This is a genomic window from Arthrobacter sp. EPSL27 (assembly GCF_001512305.1).
In the GTDB taxonomy this organism is placed as follows: Bacteria; Actinomycetota; Actinomycetes; order Actinomycetales; family Micrococcaceae; genus Arthrobacter.
The window spans coordinates 266,660-282,486 of sequence record NZ_LNUT01000005.1 but is presented as its reverse complement, the minus strand read 5'-3'; the positions used below and the strand labels follow the sequence as shown (position 1 = coordinate 282,486).

General features: G+C 65.9%; 14 protein-coding genes. 4 read left to right on the top strand and 10 right to left on the bottom strand.

Features of this window, described 5'->3' with window-relative positions; all coding sequences use genetic code 11:
* Window positions 1–159: 159 nt before the first annotated feature.
* Complete coding sequence (locus tag AR539_RS12245) at window positions 160–1,989, bottom strand: ABC transporter ATP-binding protein (RefSeq protein WP_066437203.1); 1,830 nt, start codon at window positions 1,987–1,989, stop codon at window positions 160–162.
* 79 nt (window positions 1,990–2,068) lie between these two features.
* Between AR539_RS12245 and AR539_RS12240 the strand changes: the two genes are divergently transcribed.
* The gene (locus AR539_RS12240; RefSeq protein WP_066437201.1) at window positions 2,069–2,698 is read left to right on the top strand and encodes a PH domain-containing protein; all 630 of its coding nucleotides are present in this window, start codon (window positions 2,069–2,071) and stop codon (window positions 2,696–2,698) included.
* A gap of 33 nt (window positions 2,699–2,731) precedes the next feature.
* Here the strand turns inward: AR539_RS12240 and AR539_RS12235 are convergent, their stop codons facing one another.
* The 3 genes from AR539_RS12235 to AR539_RS12225 all read right to left on the bottom strand — a co-directional run bounded on the left by AR539_RS12235 (window position 2,732) and on the right by AR539_RS12225 (window position 7,335).
* Complete coding sequence (locus AR539_RS12235; RefSeq protein WP_442854407.1) at window positions 2,732–3,835, bottom strand: ABC transporter permease; 1,104 nt, start codon at window positions 3,833–3,835, stop codon at window positions 2,732–2,734.
* A complete protein-coding gene (locus AR539_RS12230) occupies window positions 3,832–5,373 on the bottom strand; it encodes an ABC transporter permease (protein ID WP_066437195.1) in 1,542 nt (513 codons plus the stop codon). The genes AR539_RS12235 and AR539_RS12230 overlap by 4 nt, the downstream gene beginning before the upstream one ends.
* A gap of 180 nt (window positions 5,374–5,553) precedes the next feature.
* Entirely contained in the window at window positions 5,554–7,335 is a 1,782-nt protein-coding gene (locus AR539_RS12225) for an ABC transporter family substrate-binding protein (protein ID WP_066437192.1), read from the bottom strand.
* Between the two features lie 371 nt (window positions 7,336–7,706).
* On the opposite strand from AR539_RS12225, the gene AR539_RS12220 reads away from it, so the two are divergent.
* Entirely contained in the window at window positions 7,707–8,261 is a 555-nt protein-coding gene (locus AR539_RS12220; RefSeq protein WP_066437189.1) for a DUF3090 family protein, read from the top strand.
* Between the two features lie 51 nt (window positions 8,262–8,312).
* On the opposite strand, the gene AR539_RS12215 is transcribed toward AR539_RS12220, so the two are convergent.
* Together AR539_RS12215 and AR539_RS12210 are read right to left on the bottom strand one after the other, a co-directional pair.
* Window positions 8,313–8,966, bottom strand: a complete 654-nt coding sequence (locus AR539_RS12215) for an SDR family NAD(P)-dependent oxidoreductase (protein ID WP_066437180.1) — start codon at window positions 8,964–8,966, stop codon at window positions 8,313–8,315.
* 19 nt (window positions 8,967–8,985) lie between these two features.
* On the bottom strand, window positions 8,986–9,699 hold the full coding sequence (locus AR539_RS12210; RefSeq protein ID WP_066437179.1) for a helix-turn-helix transcriptional regulator: 714 nt from the start codon (window positions 9,697–9,699) through the stop codon (window positions 8,986–8,988).
* A gap of 84 nt (window positions 9,700–9,783) precedes the next feature.
* Between AR539_RS12210 and AR539_RS12205 the strand changes: the two genes are divergently transcribed.
* Entirely contained in the window at window positions 9,784–10,509 is a 726-nt protein-coding gene (locus AR539_RS12205; protein WP_066437177.1) for an alpha/beta fold hydrolase, read from the top strand.
* Window positions 10,510–10,555: 46 nt separating this feature from the next.
* Here AR539_RS12205 and AR539_RS12200 read toward each other — a convergent pair whose 3' ends face one another.
* The gene (locus tag AR539_RS12200) at window positions 10,556–11,080 is read right to left on the bottom strand and encodes a DUF1877 family protein (protein WP_066437174.1); all 525 of its coding nucleotides are present in this window, start codon (window positions 11,078–11,080) and stop codon (window positions 10,556–10,558) included.
* 115 nt (window positions 11,081–11,195) lie between these two features.
* On the bottom strand, window positions 11,196–12,281 hold the full coding sequence (gene ychF / locus AR539_RS12195) for a redox-regulated ATPase YchF (RefSeq protein ID WP_066439937.1): 1,086 nt from the start codon (window positions 12,279–12,281) through the stop codon (window positions 11,196–11,198).
* Window positions 12,282–12,410: 129 nt separating this feature from the next.
* Between ychF and AR539_RS12190 the strand changes: the two genes are divergently transcribed.
* Window positions 12,411–13,694 (top strand): DNA recombination protein RmuC, encoded by a 1,284-nt coding sequence (locus AR539_RS12190; RefSeq protein ID WP_066437171.1) that lies wholly within the window; start codon window positions 12,411–12,413, stop codon window positions 13,692–13,694.
* Window positions 13,695–13,748: 54 nt separating this feature from the next.
* Here the strand turns inward: AR539_RS12190 and AR539_RS12185 are convergent, their stop codons facing one another.
* Both AR539_RS12185 and AR539_RS12180 read right to left on the bottom strand, forming a co-directional pair.
* The gene (locus AR539_RS12185) at window positions 13,749–14,837 is read right to left on the bottom strand and encodes a 4-hydroxy-3-methylbut-2-enyl diphosphate reductase (protein ID WP_066437169.1); all 1,089 of its coding nucleotides are present in this window, start codon (window positions 14,835–14,837) and stop codon (window positions 13,749–13,751) included.
* A 76-nt stretch (window positions 14,838–14,913) separates the two neighbouring features.
* On the bottom strand, window positions 14,914–15,789 hold the full coding sequence (locus AR539_RS12180; RefSeq protein ID WP_331457489.1) for a hypothetical protein: 876 nt from the start codon (window positions 15,787–15,789) through the stop codon (window positions 14,914–14,916).
* Between the last annotated feature and the right edge of the window lie 38 nt (window positions 15,790–15,827).

Genomic DNA, 15,827 nt, shown 5'->3' with positions numbered 1-15,827 from the left:
TATACGAGTAGCCTAACCCCCGGATGTCCGGATATTGGAACTCTGTTGCCAAACCGTGACCCGACAAAGTCGTGACCGCTAGCGTCATGCGAAATGTATTTCAAGTCACACGCTACTGGCTGGTAGGATTAGCCGCCCAGCCCTCCCGGTAATGGCAGATTAACTCGATTCAGCCGCCAGAAGCTGGGCGCGGAGTTCGCGGCGTTCCCGCTGTTTCTCCGGATCCGGCAGGGGCACTGCCGCCAGGAGACGTTGGGTGTACGGCTCCTGCGGATTGCGCAGGATCTGGTCCCGGGTGCCCTGCTCGACGATGCGGCCGCGCTGCATCACGCAGATCCGGTCCGCCAGCACGTCGACCACCGCGAGGTCGTGGGTGACGAAGAGGCACGCGAACCCGAGTTCCTTCTGCAGGTTCTGGAACAGGTCCAGCACCTTGGCCTGAACGGACACGTCCAGGGCCGAGGTGGGCTCGTCGGCGACCATCAGTTTCGGCTTGAGCGAGAGCGCCCGGGCAATGCCCACGCGCTGCTTCTGCCCGCCGGAGAGTTCGTGCGGGTAGCGGTTGCGGTAGCTGCGCGGGAGCTCGACCTGGTCCAGCAGGGCCTCGATCCGGTGCTGCAGCTCGGCGCCCTTCGCTGCGCCGGACAGAAACATCGGCTCGCCGATGCTTTCACCGATGGGAAGCCGCGGGTTCAGGGACGACGACGGGTCCTGGAAGACCATGCCCACGTGCCGGCGCATCTCCTGGAGCTGCCGTCCGTTGCGTTTGGCGGCCGAAATGTCCTGGCCGACCACCTTCATGGTGCCGGCGGCGACCGGCAGCAGCCCGACGGCGGCGCGGCCGATGGTGGTCTTGCCCGAGCCGGACTCCCCCACCAGCCCCACAACCTGTCCCGGGTAGATCACCAGGTTGGCGCCTTCCACGGCGCGGAACGCGGGCACGCGGCCCTGCTTGGGGTATTCGATCGCGACGTCGGTCAGCTCCAGCACCGGCTGGCCTTGGGGCCTGGCGGCTTCCGCTGCGGCCAGGGCTGCGGCGTTCTCCCGCTCGCGCCGGAGCAGCTGCTCCTCCGGAACGGAGGTGAGTTCGGCGTGCGTGGCGGCAGCGAGGGCAGCCGTGACGTCCACTTCCGCGGCGGGGTCCGCGCCGCCCTGGCCGAGGTGCGGGACGGCGGCCAGAAGGGCCTTGGTGTACTCGTGCTGCGGGTTGTGGAAGATCTGGGCGGCAGTGCCGGTTTCCACAATGACGCCGCGGCGCATCACGGCGATCCGGTCAGCGAGGTCCGCCACGACGCCCATGTCGTGGGTGATGAGCACAATGGCGCTGTCCAGCTTGTTGCGCAGGTTGCGCATGAGGTCCAGGATTTCCGCCTGGACAGTCACGTCCAGGGCGGTGGTGGGCTCGTCGGCGATGAGCAGCTTGGGATCGCAGGAGAGGGACTGGGCGATCATGGCGCGCTGCCGCTGGCCGCCGGAGAGCTGGTGGGGGTAGGAGCGGAACGCCTTCTCCGGGTCCGGCAGTTCCACGAGCTCGAGCATGCGCAGGGCCCGCTGTTTGGCCTCGTCGGGAGAAACCTCGCTGTGCAGCCGGACGGTCTCCACGATCTGGGCGCCCACGGTGTAGACCGGATTCAGGGCCGTCATCGGCTCCTGGAAAATCACGGCCACGTCCTTGCCGCGGACCGCGCGGATGTTGGCCTCGTTGGCACCCAGCAGTTCCTGCCCGGCCAGTTTGACGCTGCCGCTCACACGGCTGTTGCTGGGCAATAGACCCAGCAGGGCCATGGAGCTGGCACTCTTGCCGGAGCCGGACTCGCCCACGATGGCCAGCACCTCGCCGGCCCGCACCTCATAGTTCAGGCCGATGGCGGCGGGCACCCATTTCTTGTCCACGCCGAAATCGACGCTCAGGCCGCGGACCTCCAGGACAGGTCCGTTCTTCTCCGGCGCGGGGGTGACCGCCGGGTCGAGGGTGATGAAGTCAGTCATGATGGGGCTTTCCTTCCACCCGGGCCGCAGGTCCACCGGTGATTAGTGCTGCGGCTCGGAATACTGAATTATTGGGGGCATGAGCTCTGCGCCACATGCCGGTACCGTCGAAATCTTTAAGGCCCGAACCAATGCCTGGTTCGCCTGGCTCGCCTGGTCGGTTGCCGCCGTGGGCATTGTGGTCACCGTGGTCACCGCCGGCCCTGCGGTCCTGGCCGGAACGGCCCCGCTGCTGCTGGTCGGCTTCCTGGGCTGGCAGCTGTTTTGGATGCCTGCCGTTGTGGTGCACGACGACGGGGTGACCCTGGAGAACCCGTTCCGGTCCGTGCTGGTGCCGTGGGCAGCGCTGGTGCACGTTGACACCCGCTTCGCCCTCACACTTGTCACGGCCAGTAAGAGCTACGCGGCCTGGGCCGCGCCGGCGCCCGGCATCTGGGGCGGCCGCAACGCCCAGCCGGAAGACCTCCGGGGCCTTCCGGCCACTACGTATGGCCCGGCCCAGTCCGTGCGGCCCGGCGACCTCAAGAGCACCGACTCCGGCCAGGCCGCGCGGCTGGTGCGCGCACGCTGGCAGGCCCTGGTGGAAAGCGGCTCCCTGGCCGCCGGCGACGCCGCCACCACACCGGTGACGGTGAGGTACCGCTGGGTGGCGGCGGCCGCCGTCGTGCTTCTGCTGGCAGCGAGCGTCTGGTCCGTGGCCGCCCAGTAGCACGGCCTGGTCGGCACTGCGGTGGGCTGACACCTAGTTGTCCTTGGTGCTGTCGAACGCCGTAACGGGCGCGGCCTCAAGGGGGTGCCGGCCGGAGTCCTTGGCCTTTTTGGCGTTGAATTTCTTCTGCCGCGGATCAAAGGCATCCCGCAGTCCGTCGCCGATAAAGTTGATGCTCAGGCAGATCAGCACGATGAACAGGCCGGGGAACCAGAACAGCCACGGCCGGGTGGCGAAGGCCTCCTGGTTCTGCGATATGAGCAGCCCCAGCGACGTGTCCGGAGCCTTGACGCCGACGCCAAGGTAGCTCAGCGCCGTTTCGGTGAGGATCGCGGCGGACATGGTCAGCGTGATGTTGACGATCAGTACCCCGACGGCGTTCGGCAGGATGTGCTTGAAGATGATCCGGGCGTTGCTGGCACCGGAGATGCGGGCGGCGTCCACGAACTCGCGTTCGCGCAGCGAGAGGAATTCCCCGCGCATCAGGCGGGCCAGACCCACCCAGGTGATCAGGCCCAGGAAGATCCCGAGGGCCAGGACGCCGTTGCTTGCGGCGAAGGCGGAAAACCAGCCGCCGGAGTCCCGCCGTCCCGCCATCTGCGCCATGACTGCGGCGAGGAGCAGGGCCGGGATGATGATGATGACATCGGTGAGGCGCATCAAAATGGCCTCGGTCCAGCCGCGGAAGTAGCCGGAGAGGGCTCCGACCACAACGCCGATCAGGCCGGCGATGGCTCCGATCACCACCATGACCGTGATGGACTGCTGGGCCCCGCGCATGGTCATGGCGAAGAGGTCGCGGCCGATCCGGTCCTGTCCGAAGGGGTGTTCGCCCCAGGCCAGCGGCCACAGCGACGCCGTGGGGACGCCGTCGTTGATCAGGGGCGAGACTTCCTCGTGGTTGTATTTCCACCAGCCCGGGATCCCCCAGTAGCCCACGGAGGTGAAGGCCATAACGAAGATGATGGCAAAGACAACCAGACCGGCGATGGCGCCGGAGTGGCCCAGGAACCGCTTCCGGACAATCTGCCCCTGGCTCAGGCCCTTGGCTTCGAGGATGGGCTCAACGCCGGGCTCTGGCTGCCGAAGGCTGGCGTCTTCGGCCATGATTTCATCCTGCTGACTTGGCTGGCTCATGCTTTTACCCTTACGCGTGGATCAAGTGCGGAATACGCAAGGTCCGCAATGAGGTTGAAACCCATGGCCGTGATGGCCACACAGAGGAAGACGCCCATCACCGGGTTGGGATCGACGTGCAGGATGCCGTCGAGGAACAGGAAACCCATACCGCGGACGGAGAAGACGGTCTCGGTGATCACCGCGCCGCCGATCAGCGCACCGATGTCGAAGGCAACAATGGTGGCAATCGGGATCAGCGCATTGCGGAAAGCATGGCGCATGACGACGGTCCGCTCCGACAGGCCCTTGGCGCGGGCGGTCCTGATGTAGTCCATGTTCATGATTTCCAGCATCGAAGCGCGGGTGAAGCGGGTGTAGCCGGCCAAAGAGATGAGGATCAGCGCAATGGTCGGCAGGATCAGGTGCGTGAAGGAGTCCAGGCTCAGAATCCAGAAGTCGCCTTCGATGTTCGGGGTGTTGGCGCCGATGGTGGCGATCGGCCGGCCGCGGACCCGGCTGTTGTTGAAGTACGCGGGCCATGCCTGCATAAAACGGTCCAGCAGGATCAGCCCGCCGACCAGGAAGGAGGTGATCGCCGCCGCGCGCATGGACTGCCCGCGGTCGTAACCGCCCATCAGGTAGCCAATGCCCACGCCGACCAGGACGGCGGCCACTGCAAGCAGCACGATCATCAGGAACGTGGCCTCGTTCAGCAGCGGCTGAATGACGAAGTACAACACCAGCCCGACGCCGACGGCGATCAGCGCCGACTGCAGCGCCTTGCGGTTCTTGAGCCCGGCGGAGAGCAGGGTGACGGCGAACGCGATGCCGACCCCGGCGATCGCGATGACCACGGGGCCCAGCCCGGGGTTCTTGAACCATTCGGTGGCGGAGAAGTACATCAGTACGGCGGTGGCAAACAGGAAGACGATGCCGCCGGTGAGCAGCCTGCGCTTCATCTCGCCGCCCACCGTCACGGCCGTCAGGGCTCCGAGGATAGCACCAATGGCCAGGGCCGCAGGCAGCGGGATCTCCGGATTCCGGAGGAAGTTGTTGAACCCGATGGCGCCGTACTCCTTCAGGAGCACCGCGACCCAGAAGATCGGCAGGGAGAAGAACAGGAAGGCCATGAACGTCACGCCGTAGTCCAGCGTGCTGTACTGGCGCAGGGCGGTGATGATGCCGAGCGTGATGCCGATCAGGATCGCCAGCACTGTGGCCGCGGTGACCAGGGTCAGGGTCTGGACCAGGGCGTGCCCCAAGGCGTCAGTGATCGGCTGGCCGGCAATGTTCTTGCCGAGGTCGCAGGTGCCGGCGAAGGGAATGAGGCACTTCGCCGCGCCGCCGAGCCAGTTGAAATACCGGATGGGGGCAGGTGTATCGAGCTGCAACAGCTCGCTGCGCGCGTCCATCAGCTGCTGTTTGTTCGGGGCGCTGCTGGCGCGGAATTCCTCGAGGGGGTCGCCTGACGCCGCTGTCAGGAGATACACCATAAAGGATGCGCCAAGAAGGATAAGGGCGGCGGTGATGAGCCGCCGGACGATGTAGGTCACCATGGGAATAGAACCTCGGTATTCGTGCCCGGGGATTGCCCGGGCCGGTCGCAGAGTTTGGCCGTTGTCCCGCAATGGTGTGGCGGGGCCCGCCACCTTCGGGGGTTGTAGCTAGAAAGGCGTCGGGACCAACGTGCCCGGTCCCGACGCCTTTAGCTAGCAAATGTCACTTGCTGTGGTCGGCTACTTCTGCGCCCACTCCCAGAAGTTCCACCAGACACCGGTCTGGTTCGGCATGTACTTCACGCCGGTGATGCGGTCGCTGTACGCGTCCACACCAACTGCCTGGAACAGCGGCAGGCCGTAGGCGGAAGCCCAGATCTTCTGGTCGATCTGCTTGATCAGCTCATCCTGCTTGCCCTTGTCGGTGGTGACAATGAGCTCGTCCATCAGCTTGTCGGCTTCCGGGTCGCTGAATCCGTTGAAGTTGGAGTCGTTGCCCGACTTGAAGATCTGCGGAACGCCGGAGACGCCGACGCCCGAGTTGATCCAGCCGAAGATGGTGGCGTCGTAGGAGCCGTCACCGAGGGCCTTGCCCCAGTCGGACTTGCCGAGACCGCCGTCGACGATCTTGAAGCCTGCCTTGGAGGCGGACTCGCTGATCAGAGCGAACATGTCCGCGCGGTTGGGGTTGTCCTTGTTGTACATGATGCGGACTTCAGGGGTGGCACCGTTGAGGAGCGACTTTGCACCTTCGATGTCCACGTCCTGGTAGGCCGAGGAACCGTTGTCCTTGACGGACTCGGTGTACAGGGCCTGGTCCGGAACGAACAGCTGCGAGTCCAGCGGCTTGGCCTCCGGGTCGAGCTTCTTGACGATCTTGTCGACGATGTCCTTGCGCGGGACGCTCTTCATGAACGCTTCGCGGACGCTCTTCTCAGCGAAAACGCCGCTGTAGTTGAGGTCGATGTGGTCGTAGGACAGCTGGTTGCCGACCTCGACCGTGACGCCCTGGCTCTCAAGCGCCTTCAGCTGCTCCACCGTGTCGGCCGAGGCCTGCGGTGCGATGATGTCGGCTTCGCCGTTCTTGAGCGCCTGAACCTGGGCGGGAGCGGAACCGATGTAGCGGACGGTGATTTCGTCCAGGTTGGCTTCCGGGCCCCAGTTGTAGTCCTTGTTCTTGACCATGGTCAGGGACTGGTCCTGGTTGACGTCCTTGACGATGTACGGGCCGTTGGAGAGGTAGAGGCTCGGGTCGGCCGGCAGGGTCTTGGAATCGAAGCCGGTGTTCCACATCTCCGCCATGGTCTGCAGCTGCGCGTTGGCCGGCTGCGGTGCCTTCGCGTCACCGCGGGGCATGCCCTTCAGCATGTCAACGAATGCTTTGGCGTCCGCCAGTCCGGCCTTCTTGGCCAGGACGTGCGCCGGGATGTCGATGCCGGGGCCGCCGATGGCGATCTCCCAGTCGGCAAACGGCTTCGAGTACTTCAGGGTCATGGAGCGGCCGTCTTCGCCGAGCTCCGGGAAGTCCGTCAGGGCAATGCCCGTGGGGTCGCCGGCGTAGGAGAAGTAGGACGTTCCGGTCTTGGCCTCGGAATCGGCATCGTCGTAGTAGCCGGAGAAGGCGGCCCACTGCAACACGAGGTCGGCTGCGGTAACGGGGGTGCCGTCGGACCACTTCACGCCTTCGTTGATGGTGTACTTCACCGTCAGCGGGTCATCCGAGACCTTTTCCATCTTGCCGAACTTCTCGTTGCGGACAACGTTCAGTTTATTATCGATGTAGAAGAACCCCGAGTGGGTGGCGTAGCTGACCTTCGAGTTGATGTCGGTGTTGCCGTCCGCCGTGTTGGGGTTGAACGTGTTGAATGCGTTCACCTCTACGACTGTTGCAGATCCGCCTGCTTTGCTTGCTGCCGCTGCGGTGGTGGGGGTTGTCCCGCCACTGTTGCCGGCGCAGGCGCTGAGGGCGAGGGCAGCTGCTGCTGCCACACCCACTGCTTTCGAAATACGACCGAAGCGCATTCCGCCTCCTTGTTTCTGTGGTGTGGTTGAGACCGAGGCCGTAGGCACCGGGCAGACGTCCACACTCCCCCAGCGGCAGTGTGGCCCGTCTCACATGGCATGTAGCGTAAACCCCAAAATGAGTGCCGGGCGATGAAAGTTGACCACCTGTAAAGTTCGTTACAGAGCTGCAACATTGGGACAGGATTCGAGGCTCGAATTCAGCACGGCCTATTGACCTTGGGGACGGTCCGCGCTAATGTCCCCGGCCGCCGGAAAAGCCCCGATTTTGCAGTCGGGGATTCCCGAGTTAATCCCGCATTACTTGATGAATGCATCAAACCGTCAGGCGTTGACGCGCGGCCGGCACCCGAACTGCCTAGAATGCTTACATGCCTACACGTGTTCACGAGTTTGCCTGGCCGGATCGGGTCGTCGTTGGCACCGTCGGAGTGCCAGGGGCGCGCACCTTCTACCTCCAGGTCCGCGCCGGGGCGCAGATTGTCAGTGTCACCCTGGAGAAGCAGCAGGCGGCTCTGCTCGCGGAGAAGATCGATGAAATCCTCGACCAGCTCAGCACTGTCGAGGGCAATCCCTACAGCGTTCCCGCGGGCACTCCCATTGAACTCGTCGACAATGACGATCTGGAGGCGGTCCAGGAGCAGTTCCGCGCCGGCTCCATGAGCTTGGGCTGGGACCCAACCACGGCCCAGGTTCTCATCGAGGCCTACCCCATCACCGATGCCGATGATGACGACGTCGACGAATCCGTCGAAGAAGGCGGCGCGGACGCGTCCGAAATGCTGCTGGTGCGGATGCCGGTCGGCACTGCCCGCGCCTTCGCCAAGCGCACCCGCGAGATTGTGGGCGCCGGGCGTCCGACGTGCCCTCTCTGCGGATACCCCGTCGACGCCGACGGACACACCTGCACACTCCCCGAGGCCTGATACCGGGACCCTGCCAAGTGGACGGTCACGTGGACCACCGCCCGGCCAGGCCTAGAAGGCGCTGCTGGGCAGGTCCTTCTCGCCGTCGACGATTGCGGTGACAATCCGCGCTGCAACCGCGTCCGGGTCCAGCGCCGCGCCGAATCGCGGCGCTGCCCCGGCGATCGGGTGCTCGGACAGGGCGGTGCCCGTGTGGCCCGGCCGGGCGTCCATGATCCGGATGCCGGCGCGCCGGTACTCGCGCGCCGCTGCGGCAACGAACGCCGCGAGCCCGGCTTTCGACCCGGAGTATGCGGCCAGGCCGGCGACGGGTGTCTCAGCGACGACGCCGCTCAGTGTGACCACGAACGGCTCCCGGCCTTCACGGGCCGAGGCCGCGAGGTAGGGCTGGCTTTGGGCAATGAGCTGGATCGCACTGGTCGTGTTCACGGCGAAGAGTTCGTCCACCGTGGCGGGTTCCAGGTCCGAGACGGCACCGAAGGCGACGACGCCGGAAGCAACCACCAGCCCGTCGAGGCGCCCGTACCTCGCAGTGGCGTCAGCCAGCACCTCCCGGATTACAGCGGGAGTGCGGAGATCGTGTCCGGCAGACTTTGACGACCGGGCAACGACGGCGCCCTTAGTCTCCAGCTGGGTGGCGATGCGCGAACCGAGTCCGCCGCTGGCGCCGACCACCAGAACAACCGCATCCTGAAGCATCGTCATGGGTAGATCCTAAGTCACGTCACGGCTGACCCGCCCGGGCAGGGTCGCGGTGTACCGACCTGGAGGTGGCCGGCGGGATGCCGATCTCTTCCACGCTGTGGGTGCCGCAGGGCGTCCTGGTCACGGTGGCGTGCTCGATGCGGCCCACCCGGAACCAGCGCATTTCGTCGCGGAGCCGGCACCAGCCAATCAGATGCCAGTGGCCGTTTGTTGAAGCGAAGATCACCGGTTCGACGTCCCGGGTGGTGGTACTGCCGTCCTGGGCGGCGTAGCGGATGCGCACCACCCGCTGCTCAGACATCGCTTCCTCAAGGGCCGATCTGACGGCCCGCGCTCCAGGCTGATCCGTGTTGACCCAGATGCGGCGTGCCAGTTCGTCGACCTTTGCCCGGGTAGGCGGATCCAGCACGTCCACGATCTTGCCGACGGCGACCGAGGCGAGATCGGCGTACGGCGCATCAGGTGCAGCCGAGACCGCCGCGAGAAGAGCCACTGCTTGAGCGGGGGTCAACCGCACAGGCGGGAGGTCCGCCTGGGTAGCCAGGCCGTAGCCGCCGCGGGGTCCCGGACGGGACCAGATCGGAGCGCCGCTGTTCTCCAGCGCATCGATGTCCCGCTTGATTGTCCGCACAGACACGCCGAACTCGTTGGCCAGCCGGTCTGCGGTGCATCCACGGGCCGCGCTGCGCCGCAGCATCTCCGACAATGCGTGGAGCCGCTCCACTCGCTTCATTTCTCCGCCCGTCACTGATCCATGCTTGATCCGTGCCATAAATAGTGCCACACAGTTGTCCGGGCGGCGGGCGAGGATGGTGGCATGACAACAGAGACAAGCAATCCGACAATCCTTCTGATCCCCGGGCACTGGCTGGGAGCGTGGGCATGGGACGAGGTCGTGGAACACCTGACATCCTTGGGCCACGGGGCCGTCCCGCTGACTCTGCCCGGCCTCGACGTAACAGACACCGGCCGGGTGGCCAGGACGCTGGACGAGCAGGCAGCGGCAATCGAACAGGCCGCCGCTGGAAGCTCCGGACCAGTCGTCATTGTGGCGCACAGTGGAGCCAACGCTCCGGTGAGCCTCGTCCTCGACCGGCACCCCGAGCTGTTCAGCCGCGTGATTTGGGTCGACAGCGGCCCGGCAGCGCCCGGCGTCGCCTTTGCCCCCGATTTCCCGGAGGATACGGACAGCCTCCCCCCGCCACCCTTCGAGATGCTCGGCGAGCAGGCCAGCATCGAGGGCCTGAGCACCGAAGTACTTGCGCGGTTCCGTGAACGCGCCGTACCCGAGCCCGGACCTGTCCTTCGTCAGAGAGTGCAACTGGCAAATGACGCACGCTTCAACGTACCCACCACCTTCGTGTGCTGCTCACTGCCGAGCTCGCAAATACTGGAACTGGTCAAGGCCGGTCACCCCATGTTCGCCGAGGTTGCCCATCTCAAGAGCGTTCAATGGGTCGACCTTCCGACGGGCCACTGGCCCATGTGGAGCCGCCCGGCCGACCTCGCTCACATACTTGCAGCGGAATCCTCAGACAGCTGACACAGCACGGATCTCCAGTGCCGTGCGTTGATGCGGCACTCCACCGTCAACCGATCATGTAGGCGAATCCCCGCCCGTCTGAGGCCACCGCGTGGACAAAGCCTTTGGCTTTGTTGAGGTAAGCGGTGGCATAGGCCACCTCGGACTCCGGCACCTGACCAAACGGGTAGCTACCGCTCAGGCCGGCTTTGATTTCGTTGTCGTTGACCGTCTCAAGGTCCCGGGCGATCAAAGCGACGTCGTGAGGCGGGAGTGCTCGCACCCACGGGCGCCATGTGCACCCATCGTCGGCGAAGGTCACCTGCCCTTCGAACATTCGGTAGGCCGGTCTGGCTGCTGTCTCGGAAGCCCGCGGAGCAGTGAGCCGCTGCAGGTACGGCCATGCCTTGTCGAGGTAGAGGAGGTCCCGCTCCGGCAGGGATTGCCGGAAGTCTGTGACGCCCTCCGTGAAGCCAGGTTCGAGGCCCCACGCGTCCGCCAAAGGGTCGGAGCCGATCACGGTGAGTGGGTCAGCGAGTGCCTTCCCGGTTTGGTCACTGTCAAAGGCGTATGCGTAGTATCTGATTCCCATGCGACGATTCTGAGCGGGCCACATGCCGCGAAGGCCAGAATTTTGCTGTATGTGGATAAGACGCCGCCCGGCACTCGAATGTACCGGGCGGCGTCTTACAGGATGAGTGCAGAACCTAGACGTTGAAGCGGAACTCCACCACGTCGCCGTCGGCCATCACGTATTCCTTGCCCTCGATCCGGACCTTGCCGCGGGACTTGGCTTCCGCCATGGATCCGGCCTCGATGAGGTCGTCGAAGGAGACAACTTCGGCCTTGATGAAGCCGCGCTGGAAATCGGAGTGGATCACGCCGGCGGCCTGCGGTGCGGTGTCGCCCTGATGGATGGTCCAGGCGCGGGTTTCCTTGGGTCCTGCCGTCAGGTAGGTCTGGAGCCCCAGGGTGTGGAAGCCGACGCGTGCCAACTGGTCCAGCCCGGACTCGGACTGACCGTTCATTTCCAGCATCTCGCGGGCTTCTTCCTCGTCGAGTTCCACGAGGTCGGATTCGAGCTTGGCATCGAGGAAGACGGCGTCCGCGGGGGCCACCATGGCCCGCAGCTCCTCCTGCTTCTCGGGGTTGCTGAGGATGCCCTCGTCCGCGTTGAAGACGTAGATGACCGGTTTGGCCGTCAGGAGGCCCAGCTCCTTGAGGTGCTCCATCTCCAGCTTGTCGCTCTTGATCGAGGAGAAGATGGTGTCGCCGCGTTCCAGGACAACCTGGGCCGCTTTGATGGCAGCCAGCTCGGCCGCTTCCCGCTTCTTGATCTTGACTTCTTTTTCGATCCGGGGAATGGCGTTTTCGATCGTCTGGAGATCGGCCAGGATCAGCTCGGTGTTGATGATCTCCATGTCCGAGCGGGGATCCACCTTGCCGTCGACGTGGATCACGTCGGGGTCATCGAACACGCGGATGACCTGGGCGATGGCCTGTGCCTCGCGGATGTTGGCGAGGAACTTGTTGCCCAGCCCTTCGCCCTCCGAGGCGCCCTTGACGATTCCAGCGATGTCCACGAAGGACACCGGGGCGGGCAGCAGGCGCTGGGAGCCGAAGACGGCGGCCAGCTTGGCGAGCCGCGGGTCCGGCAGGTTGACCACGCCAACGTTGGGTTCGATCGTGGCGAACGGGTAGTTCGCTGCGAGCACCTGGTTGCGGGTCAGTGCGTTGAAAAGGGTTGATTTGCCGACGTTGGGCAGTCCGACGATGCCAATAGTTAGAGCCACGAGCATTAATTCTACCCGCTGCCGCCCGGGCCCCTGGAACGCCCGCCGGAACTAGTCAAGTAGGACGCCGGAAGGACGCGGGCAGTGCGTCGGCCCGAAACTGTCGGAGGTGCGTGCCAGAGTGAATCCATGGACGCTTTCGGATTCATTCTTGCCCTTCTTATGCTGTTAATCGGTGCCGTTGCCGGTGCGGCCGCCGTGTACGTGATGCTCCGCCGCCGCACCCACGCTGTGGAACAGGACTTCGACGCCGTGTCAGCCCGGCTGTCCGAGGTCAGCGCGCAGTACGCCGCGGCCGACGCCGAGAGGCGGCTGCTGGCCGCCCAGAACCGCGAGCTCGGCGAATCCCGGAACCAGGACGGCAGTGTGCTGCGGGCCTTGGCACCCGTGGCGGAGAAGCTCACCGCTGTGCAGCAGCAGGTGTCCCTGCTGGAACGCGACCGGCTGGAACAGTACGGGCAGCTCGCCCAGCAGCTGCAGGAAGCCCGGCTGTCCGACGAACAGCTGCTGCGCTCGACCCACGCTCTGGAGTCCGCGCTGCGCTCCAACAGCGCCCGCGGGCAGTGGGGCGAAGTCCAGCTGCGCCGCGTGGTGGAGGCTGCAGGGATGCTGCGCCACGTCGATTTCCACGAACAGGTCCACAGCGGACCCGGCGCCTCGGCGGACACCACCGTCCGGCCCGACCTGGTGGTCCAGCTCCCGGGCGGCAAGCAGTTGGTGGTCGACGCGAAGGTGCCGCTGACTTCGTATCTGGCGGCGCAGGAGCTTGGGGTGTCCGCGGGCGGGCGCCAGCAGGCTGCACCGCTGGGCGGGCAGCAGGCCCATCTGGCGGCGCATGCCAAGGCCCTGAAAGCGCACGTGGACGCGCTGAGCAGCAAGAAGTACTGGGACATCCCGGGCAACTCGCCGGAGCTTGTGGTCTGCTTCCTGCCGGCCGAATCGATCCTGGCGGCCGCCCTGTCCGCGGACCCTGCGCTGCTGGACCACGCCCTGTCCAGGAACGTGGTGCTGGCCTCCCCGTCAACCCTGCTGGCCGTCCTCAAGTCCGTCGCCTTCACCTGGCGCCAGGACGTACTGACGGACAGCGCGCGGGAGCTCTTCGAACTGGCCCGCCAGCTGTACGAGCGGATGGGCACGCTCGGCGAAAACGTCACCAAGCTTGGCTCGTCACTCAAGACGTCCGTTGACCGCTACAACTCCATGGTGGGCACGCTGGAGGCCCGGATCCTGCCCACCGCGCGCAAGCTCAACGCCCTGGACGCAACCGGGCTGGCCACCCCCGCGGCCGTCGAGGCGACGCCGCGTTCCCTGGCCGCCCCGGAACTGCAGTCCGGCAGTGATTCGGACACGCTGGGCAGCGATTCGGACAGGCTGCACCAGGGCGTCGAGGAGGGCCGGGAGTCCGCAGCCTGACGGTTCCCTCCGCGCGCGGGGTTCCGCACGCGGAGGGGACCGCCCCCGCCTCTGTTAGTTGCGGGCCGGGCGCGGCTGGCGGCCGCCGAGGGCCCGGGAGACATCGCCGGCCTGCTTCAGGGTGGCGCGGAGCTCCTTCGGCAGCGAGAACAGCAGGTCCTCTTCGGCCGTAACGACTTCCTCCACCGTGCCGTACCCGTAGTCGGCGAGCAGGCGCAGGACGTCCTTGACCAGGACTTCCGGGACCGAGGCACCCGAGGTCACCCCGACGGTGGCCACACCTTCGAACCAGGACTCGTCCACTTCGTTGGCGAAGTCCACGCGGTAGGAGGCCTTCGCGCCGTATTCCAGCGCCACCTCCACGAGGCGGACCGAATTCGACGAGTTGGCCGAGCCGACCACAATCACGAGATCGGCCTGCGGCGAGATCTTCTTGATGGCCACCTGGCGGTTGGTGGTGGCGTAGCAGATGTCGTCGCTGGGCGGGTCCTGAAGGGTGGGGAACCGTTCCTTGAGGAGGCGGACGGTCTCCATGGTTTCATCAACGCTGAGGGTGGTCTGGGACAGCCAGATGACCTTTTCCGGGTCCCTGACAGTCACCTTGTCGACCTCGTGCGGACCGTTGATGATCTGGATGTGTTCGGGGGCCTCGCCGGCGGTTCCTTCGACTTCCTCGTGGCCGTCATGGCCGATCAGCAGGATGTCGAAGTCGTCCTTCGCGAAGCGCACTGCTTCCTTGTGCACCTTGGTCACCAGTGGGCAGGTGGCGTCGATGGTCCGCAGGCCGCGGTCCTCGGCGGACTGGACGACGGCGGGTGACACCCCGTGCGCGGAGAAGATCACCAGGGCGCCCTCGGGGACCTCGTCGGTCTCGTCAACGAAGATGGCGCCCTTTTCTTCCAGGGAGCTGACCACATGCACGTTGTGGACGATCTGCTTGCGGACGTAGACCGGCGGGCCGTAGTGCTCCAGGGCCTTCTCCACCGCAATGACCGCGCGGTCGACGCCGGCGCAGTAGCCGCGCGGGGCGGCCAGGAGGACCTTCTTGGGTCCGGAGACGGGGGCTGCCGCCAGCACTTCTTCCGGTGAACGCCGCCGGCGCGGAACGGTTGGCATCGGGATGGAAACAGCAGTGGAGGTCATTCCCCCATGCTACCGGTGTTGGGCGGGGAGCCGTGGTGGCCCGGCCCCCGCGGCTTTGCTGCCCGGGCCGCTGCCGTCAGGCCCGGCGGCGTCCGCCGACGGCACGCAGGACCAGTCCCGCCGCCAGCAGGACTCCACCGCCGATCGCGGCGGCCAGGACCCACTGGCCGAAACCAGCGCCGGCGGCTGCCACAAATTCGCTCTTGAAGATCTCTGCGACCTCGTTGCCGCTGCTCGTTGCCGTCACAGCGCCGGCGACGGTGTTGGCGGCCAGGGTCCAGACTCCGGCCAGCACCAGGGTTCCGACGCCGATCCCGGCCAGGACCGCCCAGCGCCGCCGGGCGGCAACGAAGGCCAGCGCAAACGCGATCAGGGCGCCGACGGCCACGGCATAGCCCATCGGCGCGAAAGCGGCCACCCGGTCAAGGGCCTGCCGGTGCTGGTGCTGCCCGATGGTGATCAGCAGTTCCTCCGGGCCCTCGACCGGCAGGGTGGTGGCATCGGCCACCTGCTTCGCCACCAGGCCCACCAGCGGCGCAAGGTCGAGGGTCAGCGAGGTGGATCCGTCGGCTGCGGCAGGATCCGCAGCAGGGTCGGTGAAATTCAGCCGGTGGCTCTTGCGCAGGGTCTCGGTCCAGGCGTCCGGGTAACCGGGCATGGCGGTCAGGGACTGTGCAGCGCTTTCCAGAATGGGCTCCACCAGTCCGCTGAGCGCCTCGGGAATCCGGTCCGCGCCGAGGCTGCCGACGGCGGCGGCGGCCAGCCGCTGCTGGAAGGCCGGGTCCTTGCCCAGCGGCGCGGTGAACGCCACGAAGCCGTCCTCCTGGACGATGTTCCGGTCCACCCACATGGCCGGGACGGCGACAGCCGCGAGGACCAGCCCTAGAAGTACCGCTACGGCTGAGACAAAAGTGCGCACAAAGATTCCTAGCAGGTTGATGGTGACTGCCATCCTACGGGGGCTCCCTCCGGAACAATAAAGTCGGGCCC

Excerpts from the sequence above, each read along its gene's own strand:
- AR539_RS12185 (WP_066437169.1), bottom strand. The coding sequence starts at position 14,837 with ATGACCTCCACTGCTGTTTCCATCCCGATGCCAACCGTTCCGCGCCGG.
- AR539_RS12190 (WP_066437171.1), top strand. The coding sequence starts at position 12,411 with ATGGACGCTTTCGGATTCATTCTTGCCCTTCTTATGCTGTTAATCGGT.
- AR539_RS12180 (WP_331457489.1), bottom strand. The coding sequence starts at position 15,789 with ATGGCAGTCACCATCAACCTGCTAGGAATCTTTGTGCGCACTTTTGTC.
- AR539_RS12230 (WP_066437195.1), bottom strand. The coding sequence starts at position 5,373 with ATGGTGACCTACATCGTCCGGCGGCTCATCACCGCCGCCCTTATCCTT.
- AR539_RS12200 (WP_066437174.1), bottom strand. The coding sequence starts at position 11,080 with ATGGGAATCAGATACTACGCATACGCCTTTGACAGTGACCAAACCGGG.
- AR539_RS12210 (WP_066437179.1), bottom strand. The coding sequence starts at position 9,699 with ATGAAGCGAGTGGAGCGGCTCCACGCATTGTCGGAGATGCTGCGGCGC.
- AR539_RS12225 (WP_066437192.1), bottom strand. The coding sequence starts at position 7,335 with ATGCGCTTCGGTCGTATTTCGAAAGCAGTGGGTGTGGCAGCAGCAGCT.
- AR539_RS12235 (WP_442854407.1), bottom strand. The coding sequence starts at position 3,835 with ATGAGCCAGCCAAGTCAGCAGGATGAAATCATGGCCGAAGACGCCAGC.
- AR539_RS12245 (WP_066437203.1), bottom strand. The coding sequence starts at position 1,989 with ATGACTGACTTCATCACCCTCGACCCGGCGGTCACCCCCGCGCCGGAG.
- AR539_RS12215 (WP_066437180.1), bottom strand. The coding sequence starts at position 8,966 with ATGACGATGCTTCAGGATGCGGTTGTTCTGGTGGTCGGCGCCAGCGGC.
- AR539_RS12205 (WP_066437177.1), top strand. The coding sequence starts at position 9,784 with ATGACAACAGAGACAAGCAATCCGACAATCCTTCTGATCCCCGGGCAC.
- AR539_RS12220 (WP_066437189.1), top strand. The coding sequence starts at position 7,707 with ATGCCTACACGTGTTCACGAGTTTGCCTGGCCGGATCGGGTCGTCGTT.
- AR539_RS12240 (WP_066437201.1), top strand. The coding sequence starts at position 2,069 with ATGAGCTCTGCGCCACATGCCGGTACCGTCGAAATCTTTAAGGCCCGA.